Here is a 20,079-nt window from a genome sequence, read left to right on the forward strand (position 1 = left end):
ATCCCTCACATCCGGAAGACGCCGAAGCCGCCGCGTGCGCCCTCGTAGGGGGCGGTGTGGATCGCGGACAGGCACAGGCCGAGAACGGTGCGGGTGTCGCGCGGGTCGATGACGCCGTCGTCGTACAGCCGCCCGGACAGGAACATCGGCAGCGACTCGGACTCGACCTGCTGCTCCACCATGGCGCGCAGGGCCGCGTCCGCGTCCTCGTCGTACGGCGCTCCCTTGGCCGCCGCCGACTGCCGGGCGACGATCGACAGCACGCCCGCGAGCTGCTGCGGGCCCATGACGGCCGACTTGGCGCCGGGCCAGGTGAACAGGAAGCGGGGGTCGTAGGCGCGCCCGCACATGCCGTAGTGCCCGGCGCCGTAGGAGGCCCCCATGAGGACGGACAGATGGGGCACGCGGCTGTTGCTCACCGCGTTGATCATCATCGCGCCGTGTTTGATGATCCCGCCCTGCTCGTACTCCCTGCCGACCATGTAGCCGGTGGTGTTGTGCAGGAACAGCAGCGGGATGTCGCGCTGGTTGGCGAGCTGGATGAACTGGGCGGCCTTCTGCGACTCCGCGCTGAACAGGACGCCCTGGGCGTTCGCCAGGATGCCGACCGGGTAGCCGTGCAGGGACGCCCAGCCGGTCGCCAGGCTCGTCCCGTACAGCGGCTTGAACTCGTCGAAGTCGGAGCCGTCGACCAGGCGGGCGATGACCTCGCGCGGGTCGAAGGGGATCTTCAGGTCGCCGGGGACGATGCCGAGCAGCTCCTCCGGGTCGTACTCGGGCGGGGCCGCCGGGCCCGGATCGCCGTACGCCTTGCGGTGGTTGAGCCGGGCGACCACGCGGCGCGCCTGGCGCAGCGCGTCCCGCTCGTCCACGGCGAAGTAGTCGGCGAGGCCCGACACGCGCGCGTGCATCTCCGCGCCGCCCAGGGACTCGTCGTCGCTCTCCTCGCCGGTCGCCATCTTCACCAGCGGCGGCCCGCCGAGGAACACCTTCGCCCGTTCCTTGACCATGATCACGTGGTCGGACATGCCGGGTATGTACGCGCCGCCGGCGGTGGAGTTGCCGAAGACGACGGCGACGGTCGGGATGCCGGCGGCGGAGAGCCGGGTGAGGTCCCGGAAGATGGCGCCGCCCGGGATGAAGATCTCCTTCTGCGACGGCAGATCGGCACCCCCGGACTCCACCAGGCTGATGCAGGGCAGCCGGTTGGCGAGCGCGATGTCGTTGGCGCGCAGGGCCTTCTTCAGGCTCCAGGGGTTGCTGGCGCCGCCGCGCACGGTCGGGTCGTTGGCGGTGATCAGGCACTCCACGCCCTCGACCACGCCGATCCCGGTGACCAGGGAGGCGCCGACCGTGTAGTCGCTGCCCCAGGCGGCCAGCGGGGACAGCTCCAGGAACGGGGTGTCCGGATCGAGGAGCAGCTCGATGCGCTCGCGGGCGAGCAGCTTGCCGCGCTCGCGGTGCCGCCCGACGTACTTCTCGCCGCCGCCCGCGAGGGCCTTGGCGTGCTCGGCCTCCAGGTCGGCGAGCTTGGCGAGCATCGCCTCCCGATGGGCCTGGTAGTCCGGGCCGTTGACGTCGAGAGCGGAGGAAAGGACCGTCACAGCAGGGCCTCCCGGATGTCCAGGGCGGTGGAAAGGACCGTCACAGCAGGGCCTCCGGGATGTCCAGGTGGCGGGAGCGCAGCCATTCGCCGAGCGCCTTGGCCTGCGGGTCGAAACGGTGCTGGGCGGCGACACCCGCGCCGAGGATCCCCTCCACGACGAAGTTGACGGCCCGCAGGTCCGGCAGCACATGCCGGGTGACGGGCAGGTCCCGGCTCTCCGGGATCAGCTCCCGGAACCGCTCGGCGGTCAGCTCGTGGGCGAGCCACCGCCAGGCCTGCGGCGAGCGCACCCACACCCCGACGTTGGCGTTCCCGCCCTTGTCCCCGCTGCGGGCCCCGGCTACCAGGCCGAGCGGGGCGCGGCGGACCGGGCCCGGCGGCAGCGGGTCGGGCAGGGGCGGCTGCGGTACGTCCCCGGGTACGAGGGTGTCCTCGGGCGGCGGCACCGTCACCCGGCGGCCGTCGGGCAGGACGGCCACATGGCCGACCGTGTCATGGGGCACGTACACGTCCTCGAAGACCCCGTAGGGCGCGCCCTTTCCGGGCGGGGCCAGCACATGGAACCCGGGGTAACTGGCCAGCGCCAGCTCGATCGCGGCCCCGCTCAGCGCCCGCCCGACGACCTGCTCGTCCGGATCCCGTACGACGAGCCGCAGCAGGGCGCCGGCCGTCTCCTCGGTGTCCGCGTCGGGCCGGTCGGTGCGCACGAGGTCCCACCGCACCTCCGCGGGCGGCGCCTTGGCGAGCACGTCGGCCAGCTGCTCCCGGACGAGGGCCGCCTTCGCCTCGATGTCGAGTCCGGTCAGGACGAAGGCGACCTCGTTGCGGAAGCCGCCGAGCCGGTTCAGCCCCACCTTGAGGGCCGGCGGGGGCGCCTCCCCGCGCACGCCCTCGATCCGCACCCGGTCCGGCCCGTCCGGGCTCAGCCGTACGGTGTCCAGCCGGGTGGTGACGTCGGGGCCGAGGTAGCGGGCGCCGCCGGTCTCGTAGAGCAGCTGGGCGGTGACCGTGCCGGGGTCGACGAAGCCGCCGGTGCCGGGGTGCTTGGTGATGACGCTGGTGCCGTCGGCGTGGATCTCGGCGAGCGGGAAGCCGGGACGGCGTACGTCCCCCTCGCGGAAGAAGGAGTAGTTCCCGCCGGTCGCCTGGGTCCCGCACTCCAGCACGTGCCCGGCGACGACGGCACCGGCGAGGCGGTCGTACTCCCCGGGCCGCCAGCCGAAGTGGGCGGCGGCGGGCCCGGTGACGAGCGCCGCGTCGGTCACCCGGCCGGTGATCACGACGTCCGCCCCGGCCCGCAGGCACTCGGCGATGCCGAACCCGCCGAGGTAGGCGTGGGCGGCGAGGGCGCCGGGGTGGGCGGCGGTCAGGTCGTCGCCCTCGACATGGGCGACCCGGACCGGGATGCCGAGCCGGCCGGCCAACTGCCGTACGGCGTCGGCGAGTCCGGCGGGGTTGAGTCCGCCCGCGTTGGTGACGATCCGCACCCCGCGCTCGTGGGCGAGGGCGAGGCAGTCCTCCAGCCGGCGCAGGAAGGTGCGGGCGTATCCGGCGGCCGGGTCCTTCAGACGGTCGCGGCCGAGGATGAGCATGGTGAGTTCGGCGAGGTAGTCACCGGTGAGGACATCGACCTCGCCGCCGGTGAGCATCTCGCGCAGGGCGTCGGCGCGGTCGCCGTAGAAGCCGGAGAAGTTGCCGATGCGCAGCGGACGCGTCGTCACCCGGCGGCCCCCTTCGGCGGGCGGCCGGCGCCGGGCGGGCCCGCGAAGGCCTGCGCGATGTCGAGCCAGCGGTCGGCGTCCGGGCCCTCGGCGCGCACGGCGAGGTCGGTGCGGTGGGCGCGCTGGGTGACGAGGAGGCAGAAGTCCAGGGCGGGTCCGGTGACGCGCTGGGGGGCGTCCTCGGCGCCATATGTCCACAACTCGCCGGAGGGTGCGGCCAGTTCCACGCGGAACTCGTCGGCGGGCGGGGTGAGCCCGTGCACCCCGAAGGCGAAGTCGCGGGTGCGCACCCCGAGCCGGGCCACATGCCGGAGCCGGTCGGTGGGCGGGCGCACCACGCCCAGGGCGTCGGCGACGTCCAGGGCGTGGGCCCAGGTCTCCATGAGGCGGGCGGTGGCCATGGAGGCGGCGGACATGGGCGGGCCGTACCAGGGGAAACGGGCGCCGGGCGGTGCGGTGCGCAGGGCCTCGGCGAGGGCGGTGCGCCCGGTGCGCCACACCGCCAGCAGCTCGGCGGGCGCAAGCCGGGCGCCCTCCTCCGCCCCCTCGTCCACGAACGAGCCGGGGGCGGCGAGCGCCTTCTCGACCAGCGTCCGGAAGGCGTCGGCGTCGGTGACGGCCACCTGTGCGGAGCGGTCGGTCCAGGCGAGGTGAGCGATCTGGTGGGCCACGGTCCAGCCGGGGGCGGCGGTGCCGAGGGCCCACTGTTCGGATGTCAACTCGGCGACGAGCAGGTCGAGTTCGTCGCTCTCGGCACGCAGGTCGTCGATGACGGGCGTCGGGTCGGCCATACGGGGAGCATGGCAGTGGGTGCAGAAACAATCAAGCGTGCTTGCATGAATTTCGGCCTGGTTCTCAGCCGGTGGGCGCGAGGTCCAGTTCGACCTTCTGCCGGGTGCCCCAGCCGGTGCGGTAGCACGTCGCCATGGCGTACCAGCGGACCACGCGGAAGACGGTGAACGCGAAGATCTGCGCCAGCGGCGCCGCCGCGAAGGTCAGGAGCTGGGCGGCGAAGGGCTCGTCGCTGCGCCGGAAGCTCAGATACCTGAGCGCCTGCCCGTACCCCACGAGCACGGGGATGAGGAGCAGTTCCCACGTCCAGACGCCCTGCACCAGCGGCAGGTACAGGAAAAGGGCGACGAAGATGACGGTGGAGAGCATCATCTGGATCCATCCGATGAGATGGCCCCAGTACGCGTAGTTGTCGAGCCGCAGGTAGCGGAAGCGCCAGAAGGTGCGGATGAAGGCGCCCCGCATCCAGCGCGTGTACATGCGGAAGAGCTGCGAGAAGTTGTCCGGCATCAGGGTGGTGGCGAAGGCCGTGGGCTGCTGGACCGCCTTGCCGTGCTGCAGGGCGTAGATGGTCAGCATGGAGTCGTCGGAGAACTCGACCTTGCGGCCGAGGAAGGTCTCGTTGAGGTAGCCGTCGAGGTTGTCCTCGACGACGTGCGCCCGGTACGCGGCCAGCACACCGGAGTTGACCAGGACTCCGCCCAGGGCCGACTGTGCCGACCGGTCCACCAGCTGCCCCACCACGAACCACAGGTCGGTGAGCCGGACGAGCACGTCCCGCCACCGCCTGCGCTCACCCTTGCCGTTCACGTTGCCGCGCAGGTTGGAGGCGAGCACGATGCCGGCCACGGACTGGATCTCCCGGTCTGCGAAGGGCTTGAGGATCTCCGCGACCGCCTGGCAGTCCAGGTTGGCGTCGGAGTCCACGGTGACGTAGACGTCCGTGGCGATGGCGGCCCTCCGCGCCGCCGCCAGGGCCAGGCCCTGCGCGTGCCGCTTGCCCGGCACCGCAGTGCACTCCCAGAGCAGCGGGACACCCCGCTCCTCGCACACCCCCTCGAACCAGGAGCGGACGGACGTGTAGTCGACGGAGTTGTCGTTCTCCACCACGACCACACAGTGCGGAAGGCGTGTCTGGTCGGCGATGGAGGCCAGACAGGCCTTGAAGGCGTTGGGGCCCTCGTTGCGCACCGGCACGGGCACGGTCACCCGCAAGGCGTCCAGCCGCTCCTGCTGTTCGGGCGTCACCTTCCGCGGCCGCTCGCAGAAGTAGAGCACGCACTGCCACATGAGCAGCAGGAACGCGAGGGCGTACACCGTGGCGAAGTGCTGCCCGTGCCCCTCCCATGTGCTGATGCCCGAGTAGATGTGCCGGACCAGCCAGACGGAGAGGGCCGCCACCGAGAGGGCGGCCCCCACCAGAATGCGGGTCCGGGTCCGACGCACCCGGATCGTCTTCATCGCTCGTGGACCGCCTTCCCCCGGCGGAACGACGTGCGCACGAGCACGGCTCCGAGACCGACCACGACGGCCGCCACGCCCAGCAGCCACAGCTGCTGGAAGGCGATCCCCCCGATCGTGATGGCCCCGGCCCCCGTTGCGGCGAGTGAGCCGCTCCCCCCTGTGTAGTTCATCCAGCAACCTTTCTCCGGTGTTCTTGCTCAAAACACAGAGTCAGGCCAGGGCCATGGGCTTGTCCGGCCTTTCCCCGTTCGCGCGACGCCCGGCGATCAAGTTCGAGGAGCATTTCGATCAAGGCCCTCATCAGGGGAAACGGCAGGCATGAACATCAACGGGAAGATCGCCGGCCCCGCCCCGTCGCCGGGCGGCTCACACCGCCGCCCCTGGCGCATGCACCGGCCCCTCGCCCCGGCGCACACACCGGCACGCCGGCTCCCCACCCCGCCGGGACCCTTCGCGGAGCCGGGCGGGCACCGGCCGTCGTCTCACTGGGTGACCAGGCTGACCGGGTGCCGGGGGTCGCGCCGCCGGGCCCACTCCAGGATGTGCCGCTCGCGCAGCACATCGGCAGGGCGGCAGCCGCTCCCGCGCTTGTGCGGAACCGTACAGACCGGCCAGGGCTCGTCGGCCGGCCACAGCAGCGGGCCGCCGACCGAACTGTCGTGCACCGTGGGGGCCCCTCGGCTGACGACCGTGCGCCGCAACGGCCGCCGGAGCGGGTTGCTGATACGGCGGCCGGTACGGCTGCCGGAGCGGTCTGCTGGTCAGGCGCGGGCCGGTACGGCTGCCCGAGCGGGCTACTGGTCAGGCGCGGGCCGGTACGGCTGCCGGAGCGGGCTACTGGTCAGGCGCGGGCCGGTACGGCTGCCGGAGCGGGCTACTGGTCAGGCGCGGGCCAGTACGGCTGCCGGAGCGGTCTGCTGGTCAGGCGCGGGCCGGTACGGCTGCCGGAGCGGGCTACTGGTCAGACGCGGGCCAGTACGGCTACCGGAACGGGCTACTGGTCAGACGCGGGCCAGTACGGCACCGGCTCGTGCCTGCCGGCCCACCTGTGGCGGGCCCGGCGCCAGGCGGCCGGAGCGGGCTACTGGCCCTCGGCCGGAATCGGCGGCATCTTCGCCCGGCCCGCCTGGGTCCGCACCGCGCCGATGCTCGCCGCGATGACCAGGGCGATCGCGGCGGCCTCCATGGCGGACAGGGACTGGCCGAGGAGCAGGAACCCGGCCGTGGCCGCGACCGCCGGCTCCAGGCTCATGAGGATGGCGAAGGTGGAGGCGGGCAGGCGGCGCAGGGCCAGCAGTTCGAGGGTGTAGGGCAGGACCGAGGAGAGCAGGGCCACCGCCGAGCCGAGGGCGATGGTGGTGGGGTCGAGCAGACGGGTGCCCGCCTGGGCGATGCCGATGGGGAGGAACAGCAGGGCCGCCACCGCCATGGCGAGGGCGAGCCCGTCCGCCTGCGGGAAGCGGCGGCCCGTACGGGCGCTGAAGACGATGTAGGCGGCCCACATGGCGCCGGCCCCCAGGGCGCAGGCGACACCCGTGGGATCGAAGTCGCCGAAGCCTCCGCCGCCCAGCAGGAAGACGCCTCCGAGTGCCAGACCCGCCCACAGCGCGTTGACCGCCCGGCGGGACGCGATGACGGACAGGGCCAGCGGGCCGAGGACTTCGAGGGTGACCGCGGCGCCCAGCGGGATGCGGGCCGCCGCGCTGTAGAAGAGGCCGTTCATCGCGGCCATGGTGATGCCGAAGACGACCACCGTGCCCCAGTCGCTGCGCGAGTGACCGCGCAGCCGCGGCCGGCAGACCACCAGGAGGACCACGGCCGCCGCAAGGAGCCGCAGGGTGACGACGCCGAGCGCGCCGGCCCTCGGCATCAGGGTCACCGCGAGCGCCCCGCCGAACTGGACCGAGATGCCGCCGGCCAGCACCAGCCCGACGGGCCCGAGCGAGCCGAAACGGCTCGGGGCGGCACCCGGGGGTACGGACGCTTGCTGCGTCGAGGGTGCGGCGGCGCGGGAGGTACTCACGGGCGGTCCTGGGGCTGGCTCGGATCGGATCATGTTCATCTCGATGTACTACCGAGTCCAGGGTAATAGACTCCTGTCAGGAGTGTGAACTCCTTATGTAGCTGTCCTGGATGCTGAGATGCGTCCCGTCAGATACCGGACCAGGGCTCCTCGTCCCGGAACAGGGGGCGCCCGTCGGGGAGGTGTCCGCCGGGCACCGGCAGGTGGGGCTCGTACACGGGCTGGGGCCAGACGCCGGCCTGGTCGGTGGCTTGGGTGGTGACTTGGGCGGTGGCCTGAGCCGTGACTTGGGCCGCGGCTTGGGCCGTGGCCTGGCCGGTCGCCTGGACGGTGTACGGGGTGTGGCCGTACGCCCCGTACCCGGCCGGGTACTCGTACACCGGCACCGGCGCGGCGGGCCGCGCCTCCTCGTACAGCGGCAGCCTCAGCTCGCCCGTGTCCATGGACGCGTTGTTCTGCGAACGGTGCAGCCGCGCATACGCCCCGCCCCGCGCGAGCAGTTCCTCGTGGCGGCCGGTCTCGACGACACGGCCGCGGTCGACGACGAGGATGCGGTCGGCGTCGGGGGCCAGGTTGAGATCGTGCGTGATCATGATCGTCGTACGGCCCGCCATCAGCCGGCGCAGCGGCTTGACCACCCGGCGGGCGGCCATCGCGTCCAGGCCGGTGGTCGGCTCGTCCAGCACCAGGACCGGTGCGTCGCGCAGGATGGCGCGGGCGATGGCCAGGCGCTGGAGCTGGCCGCCCGACAGCCGGGCGGAGTTGGGGTCGACGCGGGTGTCGTAGCCGTCGGGGAGCCGGACGATGAAGTCGTGCGCGTCGGCCGCCCGTGCCGCCTCCTCGATCGCCCGCTCGCTGGCGCCGGGCCGGCCGCAGGCGATGTTGGCGCGGACCGTGTCGTGCAGCACCAGGGTCTCCTGCGGGAGAAGCGTCACGTACGCGCGCAGGCGGGCCAGCGGAAAGTCGCGCACCGGGACGCCGTCCAGCAGGACCTCGCCCGCGTCCGGGTCGTAGAAGCGCAGGAGGAGCTTGGAGACCGTGGACTTTCCGGCGCCGCTCGGGCCGGTGACGATCACCAGTTCGCCGGGGCTGACGGCGAAGGACAGGCCCTCCAGGGTCGTCCGGTCGGCGCCCGGGTAGCGGAACGAGACGTCCCGCACCTCGACCGTGCCGTCCGGGCGGCCGGCCCCGGTGTCGTGCCGGGGGTCGGCGACCGAGGGCCGCACGTCCAGGATCTCGATCAGCCGCTCCGCGCCCGCCGTGGCCGCGGTGACCGTGAGGCCGAGCTGGGCCAGGCCCCGCACGGGCGGGTAGAGGTAGCCGAGGAACGCGGCGAAGGCGAGCAGCTGCCCGAGCGTCATCCGGCCGGTGGAGATCTCCCAGGCGCCGATGCCGATGACGGCGAGCACGCAGACCGTCTCGATGACCTGGACGAGCTGTTCGTAGGCCTCGTTGAGCCGGGTCGAGCGGACGGAGGCGCGGAACCAGGCGTTCGCCTCCTCGCGCAGTCGCCGGCGCTCGGCGTCCCGGCGGTCGTACGCCTGGGTGAGCACGATGTTGCCGAGGGACTCCTCGACCACGGAGGTGATCGCACCGTCGGCGACCCGGCCCGCGCGGGAGACGTCCTTGATGGAGCCGGAGAAGCGGCGCGCGGCCAGCCAGAACAGGGGCGCGAGGACGAAGGTGGCGGCGGCCAGGTCCCAGCGCAGCCAGAACGCGGCGGCCGCGTAGAAGAGGGCGGAGAACGCGGCCGAGGCCGCACCCACCAGACCGGACACGACCATCGTCTCGATCGCCTCGACGTCGCTGGTCAGGCGGGAGAGCAGATCGCCCTGGCGGTGGCGCTGGAAGAAGTGCGGGGGCAGCTGTTGCACATGGTCGAAGACGCGCTCGCGCAGCCGCATCACGAACCGTTCGGTCACCCACGCGGCAAGGGAGTTGCCCGCGTACGCGACCAGCGCGCCGACCACGGCGACGCCCAGCCAGGTGGCGGCCGGACTCCAGAACGCGCTGAGCGAGCCCTTCTGCAGGGCGTGGTCGGTGAGGTCGCCGAAGAGCAGGATGGCCTCGGTCTCGGCGAGCGCGGCGATCACCGTGCACACCCAGACGAGGATCAGCCAACGGCGCAGTCCTGCGGTCAGCGGCCAGAAACGGCGGAACGCGGTACGGGCGGGAATGATCGGGGTGTCCTCGTATTCGAGTTCCTCACCCATATCGATCCCATCGATCTTACCGATCTCATCGACCTGGCCGATCTCACCGATTTCCATAGGCACTTCCTCCGCTTGCTTTCACCTGCCCGGTCACCCTTGAGGAACTCATGAGAAAAGGGGTCGACGGTGCACCATCGACCCCTTTCGGCTCAGCGTCGGATCAGTGGTCCTGGCCGGGCAGCGGCTTGGGAAGCGGCTTGTGCGCGTGCTTCTTGGGCCTCGGCTTCGGCGGCGGCGGAAGCTGCTTCGACTTGGGCTTGGGGGGCAGCGGGGCAAGCTTCTTGAAGCTCATTCCTACTCCTGTTGTCTCGTAGTTCTTCGGCCGGGAATTCCGTGTACGGCTCCCGACACCGAGGAAGCTACACAGGTGGTCTGTGATTGCCCTTGGAGTACCTGGGAATTACTTGAGGGTGCTCAGCGGCGGGCCATGTAGACGTCGAACGCCTTGTGCAGCAGCCGGTTCAGCGGGAAGTCCCACTCGCCCAGGTACTCCACGGCCTCGCCGCCCGCGCCCACCTTGAAGCGGAGCAGCCCGAGCAGATGGTTGGACTCCTCCAGGGTGTCGGTGATGCCCCGGAAGTCGTAGACCTGGGCGCCCAGCTCGTGCGCGTCGGTCATCATGCGCCACTGCATGGCGTTGTTGGGCTGGACCTCGCGCTTGCGGCCGGTGGAGGCGCCGTAGGAGTACCAGACGTGGCCGCCGACGATCAGCATGGTGGCCGCGGCGAGCACATCACCCTCGTGGTGGGCGAGGTAGAGCCGCATCCGGTCGGGGTGTTCGGCGGCCAGCGCCGCCCACATGCGCTGGAAGTACGGCAGCGGGCGCGCGATGAACCGGTCGCGCTCGGCGGTCTCGGCATACAGGTCGTAGAAGGCCGGCAGATCCTCGTAGCCCCCGCGGACGACCTTCACACCCGCCTTCTCGGCCTTCTTGATGTTGCGCCGCCACTGCTGGTTGAGCCCGCGGTGGATGTCCTCCAACGACCGCCCGGCGAACGGGATCCGGCACACGTACCGGGGCTGACCGGCGGCGAACCCCTCCTCGCCGCCCGCCTCGGCCTGCCGCCAGCCCAGCCGGCGCAGCCGCTCCGCGAGGTCCCCGGCGCGCGGGTCGTACGACGTCGGCTCGGCGTCCCGCAGCCGGTGCGCGCCAGGGTCGGCGATCGCGGCCTTGACCGCCTCGGGGCTCCACCGCCGCACCACCACGGGCGGCCCCATCTTCACCGAGAAGGCGCCCCGGCTCTTCAGATACGCGAGCATCGGCTCCAGCCAGCGCTCCAGGTCCGGCGTGTGCCAGTCGATGACGGGTCCTTCGGGCAGATACGCCAGATACCGTTTCAGCTTCGGCATCGGCCGCAACAGCACCAGCCCGACACCGACCGGCCGGCCCTCCCCGTCGAACCAGCCCAGGCTCTCCGCCTGCCAGTCGGGCTTCACGTCCCCCCACGACGGCATCTGCATATGGCTGGCCGAGGGCAGGGAGGCCACGAAGGCCAGATGCTCGGCGCGGCTGATGGGGCGGAGGGTGAGCGTCATGCGCGGGACTCCTTCGGGGTGGCTGTTCCCCTCACCCTAAGAACTCCGCCGTCCCGCCCCTCGGTCCGAGCACCGCCGGCGCCTGCGTGTCCGTCGGGTGCCGACCGGTCGTACTCTTCCGTCACTGCTCCGCACCCTTGTCCCGCTCCTCCCGCCCCCGCTCCTCCAGCTGCTTCCGCTTCTCCCGCTGCTGCACCCCTTCAGCCAGCACCTCTGCCAGATGCCGCCCCCGCACCCCGGCCAGCTGCTCCAGCTGTGTCCGGCACGAGAAGCCGTCCGCCAGGACCACCGTGCCCTCGGCCGCGTCCCGTACCGAAGGCAGCAGCTGTTCCTCCGCGCAGGCCTTCGACACCTCGAAGTGCCCCTGCTCGAAGCCGAAGTTGCCCGCGAGGCCGCAGCAGCCGCCGCTCAGCCCGCCGATGAGGCCGGCGGACTCGCGCAGTCCGCGGTCGGCGGTGTCGCCGAGGACCGCGTGCTGGTGGCAGTGCGTCTGCCCGGCGACCGGGCGGTCCACGGCGGGCGGGGTCCAGTCGGGTGCGTGCCGCTGAAGCGCCTCGGCGAAGGTGAGCACCGCCGAGGCGAGCCGGGCCGCGCGCGGGTCGTCGTGCAGCAGCTCCGGGAGATCGCCGCGCAGGGCCGCCGCACAGCTGGGCTCCAGGACGACGACCGGAGTGCCCCTGCGCAGCACCGGTTCCATCAGGTCCAGGGTGCGGCGCAGCACCGCTCGGGCCCGGTCGAGCTGGCCGGTGGAGACATAGGTCAGGCCGCAGCAGACCTGCCCGCCGAACGGCCGGGACGGCGGCAGCTCCACCCTGAGTCCGGCATCCTCCAGCACCCGTACGGCCGCCTGTCCGACCGAGGGCGAGAGGTGCTCGGTGAAGGTGTCGGGCCACAGGACGAGCAGTTCTCCCGTGCCGCGCCGCTGCCGCCGTCGCCACCAGCGGCTGAAGGGCTCCGCGGCGATCTCCGGGATCTCCCGCTCGGGCGCGATCCCGCCCAGCCGCTTCCCCGCCCGCGCCGACAGCCCTGTGGAAGCGAGCCTGTTGAGCAGGGGGGCGGTGCGGGTCCGTGCCACCCAGCGCAGCCACAGCGGCAGCCGGCCCATCGTGTGGTGGGCGGCCGGGCGGCGCCTCCCCGCGTAGTGGTGGTGCAGGAACTCGGCCTTGTAGGTGGCCATGTCGACGCCGACCGGGCAGTCCGAGCGGCAGCCCTTGCAGGACAGGCACAGGTCCAGCGCGTCCCGGACCTCCGTCGAACGCCAGCCGTCCGTGACCAGCTCGCCCGCGAGCATCTCGTGCAGCAGCCGGGCCCGCCCGCGCGTGGAGTGCTCCTCCTCGCCGGTCGCCCGGAAGGAGGGGCACATCACGGCGGGCCCGGCCGCGGTGTCCGTACGGCACTTGGCGACGCCGACGCAGCGGCGGACGGCGGCCCGGAAGTCGCCGCCGTCGGCCGGGTAGCCGAAGGCCACGTCCACCGGGCGACGGGGCAGGACGGAGAAGCGGAGGTTGGTGTCGAGCGGGGCCGGGCGGACCAGCATGCCGGGGTTGAGCAGGTCGTCGGGGTCCCAGACCGCCTTGGCCCGCTCGAAGAGCCGCACCGTCTCCTCGCCGTACATGCGCGGCAGCAGCTCCGCGCGGGCCTGGCCGTCGCCGTGCTCCCCGGAGAGCGAGCCGCCGTGGGCGACGACCAGATCGGCCAGTTCCTCGGAGAAGCACCGGAAGCGGCCGATGCCCGCCTCGGTGATCAGGTCGAAGTCGATGCGGACGTGGATGCAGCCGTCCCCGAAGTGGCCGTACGGGGTGCCGCGCAGGCCGTGCGCGGCGAGCAGAGCGCGGAATTCGCGCAGATAGGGGCCGAGCCGGGCGGGCGGTACCGCGCAGTCCTCCCAGCCGGGCCAGGCCTCCGTGCCGTCCGGCATCCGGGTGGCCGTACCGCTCGCGTCCTCGCGGATGCGCCACAGGGACCGCTGGGCCGCCGCGTCCGTCACCACGAGGGAGCCGACGACGTCGGCCGCGCGGACGATCGCCTCCGCACGCGCCCGTGCCTCGGCCGCCGTCTCTCCGCCGGTCTCCACGAACAGCCAGGCGCCCCCCTCGGGCAGCCCGGCCGGGGAGCGCACCAGGTCGGCCGCCATGCCCTCCACCGTCAGCGGGCCGAGCGGCAGAAGTCCGGCGGCGGCCTCGGCGGCGCCGCCCTCGTCGCCGTACGCCAGCACCGCGAGGGCACGCGCGCGGGGGGCCTCCACCAGCCGTACGACCGCCTCGGTCAGGATGCCGAGGGTGCCTTCGGAGCCGCAGAAGGAGCGGGCGACGTCGGCACCCCTCTCGGGCAGCAGGGCGTCCAGCGCGTATCCGGAGATCCGGCGGGGCAGGTCGGGAAAGCCGGTGCGCAGGCGGGCCAGTTCTCCCTCCGCCAGGGCGCGCAGTCCGTCCGGGGCGCCGGCCCACTGCGCCCCGAGCCGCAACCGCTGCCCGCGTGCGGTGAGGACGGACAGCTCCCGCACACTGTCCGCGGTGGTCCCCCAGGCGACCGAATGCGAGCCGCACGAGTTGTTGCCGATCATTCCGCCGAGCGTGCACCGGCTGTGGGTGGAGGGGTCGGGGCCGAAGCGCAGGCCGTGCGGGGCCGCGGCCTCCTGGAGGCGGTCGAGGACGAGACCGGGCTGCACGACGGCCGTGCGGGTGCCCGCGTCCAGCTCCAGCAGCCCGTTCATGTGCCGGGTGAAGTCCAGCACCACGCCCGTGCCGGTCGCCTGGCCCGCGATCGACGTGCCACCGCCGCGCGCCACCACCGGCACGCCGCGCGCCCGGCACACCTCCAGCACCGCAGCCACGTCGTCGGTGTCCCGCGGGGCCACCACCCCCGCCGGGACACGCCGGTAGTTGGACGCGTCCATGGTCACGAGGGCCCGGGCGGTGACATCGAAGCCGACCTCACCCCGGACGACCCCGCGCAGCTCCGCCTCAAGACCCGAGAGATCCGTCATGCGTCCAGGATGCATCCGCTCACGCACAGTCACCGCGACTTTTCCACAGCCCCGCCCATATCGTCGTACAACCTCCAAGGTTCAGGGGTCGACGCTCTCGTCTCATCGGACGGACATGGTTCCGTCCCGTTTCGTCTGGGCGATACCCTCCGACTCGTGGCCGACATTCAGATTCCCGCTGACATCAAGCCCGCCGACGGACGCTTCGGCGCGGGCCCCTCCAAGGTGCGTACCGAGGCGCTCGACGCGCTCGCCGCCACCGGAAGCTCTCTGCTCGGCACCTCCCACCGCCAGGCCCCCGTCAAGAACCTGGTGGGCCAGGTCCGCGAAGGCATCAGCTCCCTGTTCTCCCTCCCCGACGGCTACGAGGTCGTCCTCGGCAACGGCGGATCCACCGCCTTCTGGGACATCGCCACCCACGGGCTGATCGAGAACAAGTCCCAGCACCTCAGCTTCGGCGAGTTCTCCTCGAAGTTCGCCAAGGCCGCCAAGCTCGCGCCGTGGCTGGCCGAGCCCACGGTCATCGCCACCGACCCCGGCACCCACCCCGAGGCGCAGGCCGAGGCGGGCGTCGACGTCTACGCCTTCACCCACAACGAGACCTCCACCGGTGTCGCCATGCCGATCAAGCGCGTGGCCGGCGCCGACGAGGGCGCGCTCGTCCTCGTGGACGCCACCTCCGGCGCGGGCGGCCTCCCGGTCGACGTCGCCGAGACCGACGTCTACTACTTCGCCCCGCAGAAGTCCTTCGCCTCCGACGGCGGTCTGTGGATCGGCGTCTTCTCCCCGGCCGCGATCGAGCGCGCCGAGCGCGTCCACGCGAGCGGCCGGCACGTCCCGGAGTTCTTCTCGCTGCCCACGGCAATCGACAACTCCCGCAAGAACCAGACGTACAACACCCCGGCCCTCGCCACCCTCTTCCTGCTGAACCAGCAGCTGGAGTGGCTCAACGGCCAGGGCGGCCTGTCCTTCTCCACCGGCCGCACCAAGGACTCCTCGACCCGCCTGTACAGCTGGGCGGAGGAGTCCAAGTACGCCACCCCGTTCGTCACGGACCCGGCCAAGCGCTCGCAGGTCATCGGCACGATCGACTTCTCCGACGAGATCGACGCGTCCGCCGTCGCCAAGGTGCTGCGCGCCAACGGCATCGTGGACACCGAGCCGTACCGCAAGCTCGGCCGCAACCAGCTGCGCATCGCGATGTTCCCGGCGATCGACCCGGCGGACGTCGAGGCCCTGACGAAGTGCATCGACTACGTGATCGAGAAGCTCTGACCCCTCGGGTACGAGCACGAGGGCGTCCGGTGCCGGCACCGGGCGCCCTCTTCCCGTTCACCCCCGGCGCCGCAGTCTCCGCAGCCCGAACAGTGCGGCGGCGCCGGTGGCGGCGACGGCGGCGGCGACCTTGAGACTTCCGCCGATCGTGGTGCCGTTGCCGGCGCCCGAGGCGGAACTGCCGCCGCCCGAGGACGACTTGCCCGGTGACGCCCCGTCCGGCGCGTCCTGCGCCTGGACCGAACTGCCCGCCCCCTCGCTGCCGTACATCAGCTTGGTGCCGTCGGGCGAGTACGAGACGGACTCCCCCTGCCCCTGGAGGGGCACGTCCAGCCGCCCCTTGCGCTTGATCCGGCCGCCGTTCCAGTCGTAGTAGATTCCGCCGAAGTAGCCCCGTACGGCGAGCTGTCGGCCGTTCGGCGAGAGAGCGGCGTCGGTGGCCCAGAGGTCGACGGTGGCGACGGGCTTGAAGATGTTCGCGCCGGAGGCGGACAGGTGCGCGGGACCTTCGTACAGATGCCCGCCGTCCTCCTTCTTGTCGATGATGTACACACGTCCGGTCGTGGGGTGGACGAGGAGCGACTCGGCGTCCCTCGGCCCGTCGGAGTACTTCACGACGTACTGCGTGGCCCGGACCGTCTGGTCCTTCAGCACCTTCGGCTCGGGCAGCCGGTAGATCCACACGTACGGCCACTTGCCGCCGAGGTTGTCGCCGATGTCACCGACGTAGATCTGGTGGTCCGGTCCGATGGAGATGGCCTCCACGTCGCGCGGGGAGCCGATCCCGCGCAGGGTCACCGTGGCGACGGTCTTCCCGGTCCGGCTGTCCACGGCGTAGATGTACGGCCCGTCGTCGCTGTCGTTGTGCGTCCAGTAGATGCCTGGGTGCAGCGTGGAGGCGGCCAGCCCGCTGGACTCGGTGATCCTCGGGTCCTTGATGGTGAAACCCTGGTCACCGGTACTGCCACCGTCGGCGGCGGAGGCGGGCAGCGCACAGGCACCCGCGAGCAGGGCCCCGGCAAGCAGGGCGAACGGTCGACGCATGCACCAAGCGTGCCATTCCCCGCCGGGGTTCACGGGGCGTGGCGGGCCTCACACCCCACGCGCGCGCGTGATCGTCCATCATGAGCGGATGCTCCGCTTCATGCCCGTAGGTGACTCCATGACGATCGGGAGCGCGGGCGACCACACGTGGCGTTACCGGCTGTGGCGGCACCTGTGCGAGTCGTACGGCCGTCCGTTCACCTTCGTCGGCCCGCGCGAGGAGCTGTACGACAAGACGGCCGATGCACCGACGTCGTACGCGTACGCCGAACCCGACTTCCCGCGCGCGCACCTGGCGGGCTGGGGCGAGGGCTGGATGCACATGGCTCCGCTGATCGGTGAGACGGTGCGCAGGCACCGGCCCGACGTCCTGCTCGTCTCCCTCGGCCTGATCGACCTGGGCTTCTACACGAACGCCGAGCAGACGGCGGAGAACGTACGGGCCTTCGTCGCGGGTGCGCGGGAAACGTCGCCGCGCGTCCGCATGGTCTTCCTCCCGGTGATCCCGAACATCCGCGCGGCCGCGGACGCCCCCTTCGCCGAGCAGGTGGAACGGTTCAACGTGCTGCTCGCCAAGGCGGTCGCCGACCTGGACGAGCCCCGCTCGCCGATCCTGCTGGCCTCGCCGCCCGAGTCGTACGACATCCACGCCGACACCTACGACGGGACGCATCCCAACGCGAGCGGGGAGCACCGGATCGCGGGGGCGTTCGCGGGGGCGATGTGGCAGGCGTGGGGGTTCGGACAGGCGTACGCGGCTGGAACAAGTTGACCTGATTTCGGCGTCTCCCGGTCACCGTGCGTATCGTTGAACCGCGCGGCTGCATGCGTCGACGGAGCAGCCGGGGAGGAGCGCCACGATGACCGTCCTCGAAGACAGGATCGCGATGGCCGAGAGCGACAGCGAGAGCACGCTGGACGAGATGTTCGAGCGGCTCGAGAAGATGCCCGTCCCCGAGGGATACAAGGTCGAGATCGTCGAGGGGACCGTCTACATGTCGCCGCAGCGGGACACCCACTGGGAAATCATCCTGGACATCGTCGAGCAGTTGCGGACCAAGTACCCCCGGAAACGGGTGAAGTCCGACGTCCGGATCGACTACCCGGGCCACCTCAACGGTTTCGCCACCGACGTGACGGTGATGGCCGAGGGGGCCGAGAAGACGGAAGCCGGCCACTGGCGCCACGAGGACGTCGAGTTCGTCGCCGAGGTCATTTCCAAGGGCACCGCGGCGAACGACTACGGCCCCAAGAAGACCGCCTACGCCACGGCGGAGGTCCCGGTCTACGTCATCGCCGACCCCTACCAGCGCCGTTGTCACATCTACACCCAGCCCAAGGAAGGCGACTACGAGATCGAGACCACGGTTGCGTTCGGCAGCGGCCTGGACCTCACCAACACCGTCGTCGGCCTCACCCTCAAGACCGACGACTTCCCCCGCGACTGAGGTGCTTGCATAGAGCGCACTCCAAGCCGTTGGCTGGTGGACCATGAAGTACACGCAGCTAGGACGCACGGGACTCAAGGTAGGCCGACTCGTCCTCGGCACCATGAACTTCGGCCCGCAGACCGATGAGGCCGACAGCCACGCGATCATGGACACGGCGCTGGACGCGGGCATCAACTTCTTCGACACCGCCAATGTCTACGGGTGGGGTGAGAACAAGGGGCGGACCGAGTCCATCATCGGGAACTGGTTCGCCAAGGGCGGCGACCGGCGCGACAAGGTCGTCCTCGCCACCAAGGTGTACGCCAACATGGCCGCCGACGGCGACGCCTGGCCCAACCACGACAAGCTCTCCGCCCTCAACATCCGGCGGGCCGTGGACGCCAGCCTGAAGCGGCTGCAGACCGACCACATCGACCTGTACCAGTTCCACCACGTCGACCGGGACACTCCCTTCGAGGAGATCTGGCAGGCCGTCGACGTACTGATCCAGCAGGGCAAGATCCTGTACGTCGGCTCCTCCAACTTCCCGGGCTACAAGATCGCCCAGGCCAACGAGACCGCAGCCCGCCGCGGCGGCACCACCGGGCTCGTCAGCGAGCAGTGCCTGTACAACCTGGCCGAGCGCCGCGCCGAGATGGAGGTCATCCCGGCCGCGCAGGAGTACGGCCTCGGGGTCATCCCGTGGTCGCCGCTGCACGGCGGCCTGCTCGGCGGCGTGATCAAGAAGGAGGTGCAGGGTGGACGCCGCGCCTCCGGCCGGGCCGCCGACGCCCTCGCCGACCCCGCCTCCCGCGCGCAGATCCAGGCGTACGAGGACCTGCTCGACAAGCACCGTGTGGAGCCCGGCGAGGCCGCCCTGGCCTGGCTGCTCACCCGCCCCGGCGTGACCGGTCCGATCGTGGGCCCGCGGACCGCCGAACAGCTGGAGTCGGCCCTCAGGGCCGTCGAGCTGGAGCTGAGCGAGGACCTGCTGACGGGTCTGGACGAGATCTTCCCGGGCCCGGGCCCGTCCCCGGAGGCCTTCGCCTGGTAGCACCGCGCAGGGCCGACGGCCCAGGAGTGCAAGGACCGACGGTCCAGGTCCAGGGGTGAGGGAACCGACGCCCCCGGGGTGAGAGGACCCACGTCCGGGGGATCCGGGAACCGACGCCCCCGCGGGGTGAGAGGACTGACGTCCCGGGGATCCGGGAACCGACGTCCCGCAGGTGCGGGGAACTGCGCGACCGGCCGCATGCGGCCGGCAGCCGATCGGATCGACCGCAGTTCCCCGGCCGCGCCCGCGCAGCGGTCCGCTACCTGAGCGCCGCCGACACGGCAACCACCACGAACATCAGCACAAGCACACCGGCCATGATCCGGTTCCGGGTTTTCGGGTCCACGTACCCGAGCCTAACCGGCCCCGCCGAGCGCCCAGCGGGCGACCGCCTCGTAGCGGGGCTGTTCCCCGGGCACCCCGGACCTGGGCAGGTTGCTGCGCACCAGCGCCAGGTCCGCCACGGTCCAGGTCCGGCTGGTGAAGCCGTGCAGGCTGTCGACGTACGGGCGCACGTCCACCGCGTCCCGGCTGCGCGCCACCGTCAGATGAGCCTTGTACCGCCGGTGCTCCCCCATCGGCACCCCCGCCTTCCGCGCCGCCGCCTCCGCCCGGTCGGCCAGCAGCCGCAGGGCCTCCAGATCGCCGGAGGCGCCCGCCCACAGGGCCCGCCCGTGCCCGAACTGCCCGCCGCCCGAGAGGGCGAGGGGGAAGGGCTCGGTGCGCTGCGCCGCGCGCGCCAGCCGGTCCGACAGGTCCGGTACGAGTTCGTCGTCGACCTCGCCGTAGAAGGCGAGCGTGAAGTGCCAGCCGGGGCGGCCGGTCCAGCGCAGCGCGCCGGCGCCGGGCAGGCCGCGCAACTGGTCGACCTCGGCGGCGAGTTCGTCGGTGACGTCCCGCGGGGGCAGCACGGCGGCGAAGAGTCTCATGCCGTC

Annotated in this window: 17 protein-coding genes; 4 read left to right on the forward strand and 13 right to left on the reverse strand. The window is 71.9% G+C overall.

The genetic code is table 11. The features are described from left to right. Positions 1 to 5: 5 nt before the first annotated feature. From ACZ7P3_RS23950 to ACZ7P3_RS24000, 11 genes are all read right to left on the reverse strand, one after another. Positions 6 to 1,604 carry an acyl-CoA carboxylase subunit beta gene (locus tag ACZ7P3_RS23950; protein WP_472084848.1) on the reverse strand — a complete coding sequence of 533 codons (1,599 nt, stop codon included), beginning with the start codon at positions 1,602 to 1,604 and terminating at the stop codon, positions 6 to 8. Between the two features lie 40 nt (positions 1,605 to 1,644). Then, positions 1,645 to 3,327, reverse strand: coding sequence for an acyclic terpene utilization AtuA family protein (locus ACZ7P3_RS23955; RefSeq protein WP_472084849.1), 1,683 nt, complete (start codon positions 3,325 to 3,327; stop codon positions 1,645 to 1,647). After that, a complete protein-coding gene (locus ACZ7P3_RS23960; RefSeq protein WP_472084851.1) occupies positions 3,324 to 4,118 on the reverse strand; it encodes a TIGR03084 family metal-binding protein in 795 nt (264 codons plus the stop codon). The genes ACZ7P3_RS23955 and ACZ7P3_RS23960 overlap by 4 nt, the downstream gene beginning before the upstream one ends. Positions 4,119 to 4,182: 64 nt before the next feature. Further along, the gene (locus tag ACZ7P3_RS23965) at positions 4,183 to 5,580 is read right to left on the reverse strand and encodes a glycosyltransferase (protein ID WP_472084852.1); all 1,398 of its coding nucleotides are present in this window, start codon (positions 5,578 to 5,580) and stop codon (positions 4,183 to 4,185) included. Beyond that, the gene (locus ACZ7P3_RS23970) at positions 5,577 to 5,753 is read right to left on the reverse strand and encodes a hypothetical protein (protein ID WP_472084854.1); all 177 of its coding nucleotides are present in this window, start codon (positions 5,751 to 5,753) and stop codon (positions 5,577 to 5,579) included. Before ACZ7P3_RS23970 ends, ACZ7P3_RS23965 begins: the two co-directional genes overlap by 4 nt. A gap of 312 nt (positions 5,754 to 6,065) precedes the next feature. Further along, entirely contained in the window at positions 6,066 to 6,248 is a 183-nt protein-coding gene (locus ACZ7P3_RS23975) for a hypothetical protein (RefSeq protein ID WP_472084856.1), read from the reverse strand. A gap of 416 nt (positions 6,249 to 6,664) precedes the next feature. Beyond that, positions 6,665 to 7,639, reverse strand: coding sequence for an EamA family transporter (locus tag ACZ7P3_RS23980; RefSeq protein ID WP_472084858.1), 975 nt, complete (start codon positions 7,637 to 7,639; stop codon positions 6,665 to 6,667). Positions 7,640 to 7,734: 95 nt separating this feature from the next. Further along, on the reverse strand, positions 7,735 to 9,819 hold the full coding sequence (locus ACZ7P3_RS23985) for an ABC transporter ATP-binding protein (RefSeq protein ID WP_472085233.1): 2,085 nt from the start codon (positions 9,817 to 9,819) through the stop codon (positions 7,735 to 7,737). A 160-nt stretch (positions 9,820 to 9,979) separates the two neighbouring features. Then, positions 9,980 to 10,111 (reverse strand): hypothetical protein, encoded by a 132-nt coding sequence (locus ACZ7P3_RS23990; RefSeq protein ID WP_389154757.1) that lies wholly within the window; start codon positions 10,109 to 10,111, stop codon positions 9,980 to 9,982. 122 nt (positions 10,112 to 10,233) lie between these two features. Next, on the reverse strand, positions 10,234 to 11,355 hold the full coding sequence (locus ACZ7P3_RS23995) for a lipid II:glycine glycyltransferase FemX (protein ID WP_472084860.1): 1,122 nt from the start codon (positions 11,353 to 11,355) through the stop codon (positions 10,234 to 10,236). Between the two features lie 121 nt (positions 11,356 to 11,476). After that, a complete protein-coding gene (locus ACZ7P3_RS24000; protein WP_472084862.1) occupies positions 11,477 to 14,341 on the reverse strand; it encodes an FAD-binding and (Fe-S)-binding domain-containing protein in 2,865 nt (954 codons plus the stop codon). Positions 14,342 to 14,497: 156 nt separating this feature from the next. Here ACZ7P3_RS24000 and serC point away from each other — a divergent pair, with 156 nt between their 5' ends. Further along, a complete protein-coding gene (gene serC / locus ACZ7P3_RS24005) occupies positions 14,498 to 15,616 on the forward strand; it encodes a phosphoserine transaminase (RefSeq protein ID WP_472084864.1) in 1,119 nt (372 codons plus the stop codon). A gap of 57 nt (positions 15,617 to 15,673) precedes the next feature. Here serC and ACZ7P3_RS24010 read toward each other — a convergent pair whose 3' ends face one another. Continuing rightward, entirely contained in the window at positions 15,674 to 16,660 is a 987-nt protein-coding gene (locus tag ACZ7P3_RS24010; protein WP_472084866.1) for a TolB-like translocation protein, read from the reverse strand. An 88-nt stretch (positions 16,661 to 16,748) separates the two neighbouring features. Between ACZ7P3_RS24010 and ACZ7P3_RS24015 the strand changes: the two genes are divergently transcribed. The 3 genes from ACZ7P3_RS24015 (at position 16,749) to ACZ7P3_RS24025 (ending at position 19,144) form a co-directional block, all read left to right on the forward strand. Further along, positions 16,749 to 17,432, forward strand: a complete 684-nt coding sequence (locus ACZ7P3_RS24015; RefSeq protein WP_472084868.1) for an SGNH/GDSL hydrolase family protein — start codon at positions 16,749 to 16,751, stop codon at positions 17,430 to 17,432. A gap of 88 nt (positions 17,433 to 17,520) precedes the next feature. Next, positions 17,521 to 18,108, forward strand: coding sequence for a Uma2 family endonuclease (locus tag ACZ7P3_RS24020; protein WP_472084870.1), 588 nt, complete (start codon positions 17,521 to 17,523; stop codon positions 18,106 to 18,108). 43 nt (positions 18,109 to 18,151) lie between these two features. Next, positions 18,152 to 19,144 carry an aldo/keto reductase gene (locus ACZ7P3_RS24025; RefSeq protein WP_472084872.1) on the forward strand — a complete coding sequence of 331 codons (993 nt, stop codon included), beginning with the start codon at positions 18,152 to 18,154 and terminating at the stop codon, positions 19,142 to 19,144. Between the two features lie 356 nt (positions 19,145 to 19,500). On the opposite strand, the gene thpR is transcribed toward ACZ7P3_RS24025, so the two are convergent. Further along, entirely contained in the window at positions 19,501 to 20,073 is a 573-nt protein-coding gene (gene thpR / locus ACZ7P3_RS24030) for an RNA 2',3'-cyclic phosphodiesterase (RefSeq protein ID WP_472084874.1), read from the reverse strand. Positions 20,074 to 20,079: the final 6 nt, after the last annotated feature.

It is taken from the genome of Streptomyces sp. NPDC107581 (assembly GCF_055657175.1).

What these genes read in the sequence shown, in the direction of transcription:
- ACZ7P3_RS23960 (WP_472084851.1), bottom strand. Translation starts at nt 4,118, where the DNA reads ATGGCCGACCCGACGCCCGTCATCGACGACCTGCGTGCCGAGAGCGAC.
- ACZ7P3_RS23965 (WP_472084852.1), bottom strand. Translation starts at nt 5,580, where the DNA reads ATGAAGACGATCCGGGTGCGTCGGACCCGGACCCGCATTCTGGTGGGG.
- ACZ7P3_RS23970 (WP_472084854.1), bottom strand. Translation starts at nt 5,753, where the DNA reads ATGAACTACACAGGGGGGAGCGGCTCACTCGCCGCAACGGGGGCCGGG.
- ACZ7P3_RS23980 (WP_472084858.1), bottom strand. Translation starts at nt 7,639, where the DNA reads ATGATCCGATCCGAGCCAGCCCCAGGACCGCCCGTGAGTACCTCCCGC.
- ACZ7P3_RS23985 (WP_472085233.1), bottom strand. Translation starts at nt 9,819, where the DNA reads ATGGGTGAGGAACTCGAATACGAGGACACCCCGATCATTCCCGCCCGT.
- ACZ7P3_RS23990 (WP_389154757.1), bottom strand. Translation starts at nt 10,111, where the DNA reads ATGAGCTTCAAGAAGCTTGCCCCGCTGCCCCCCAAGCCCAAGTCGAAG.
- ACZ7P3_RS23995 (WP_472084860.1), bottom strand. Translation starts at nt 11,355, where the DNA reads ATGACGCTCACCCTCCGCCCCATCAGCCGCGCCGAGCATCTGGCCTTC.
- ACZ7P3_RS24000 (WP_472084862.1), bottom strand. Translation starts at nt 14,341, where the DNA reads ATGACGGATCTCTCGGGTCTTGAGGCGGAGCTGCGCGGGGTCGTCCGG.
- ACZ7P3_RS24010 (WP_472084866.1), bottom strand. Translation starts at nt 16,660, where the DNA reads ATGCGTCGACCGTTCGCCCTGCTTGCCGGGGCCCTGCTCGCGGGTGCC.
- ACZ7P3_RS24015 (WP_472084868.1), top strand. Translation starts at nt 16,749, where the DNA reads ATGCTCCGCTTCATGCCCGTAGGTGACTCCATGACGATCGGGAGCGCG.
- ACZ7P3_RS24020 (WP_472084870.1), top strand. Translation starts at nt 17,521, where the DNA reads ATGACCGTCCTCGAAGACAGGATCGCGATGGCCGAGAGCGACAGCGAG.
- ACZ7P3_RS24025 (WP_472084872.1), top strand. Translation starts at nt 18,152, where the DNA reads ATGAAGTACACGCAGCTAGGACGCACGGGACTCAAGGTAGGCCGACTC.
- thpR (WP_472084874.1), bottom strand. Translation starts at nt 20,073, where the DNA reads ATGAGACTCTTCGCCGCCGTGCTGCCCCCGCGGGACGTCACCGACGAA.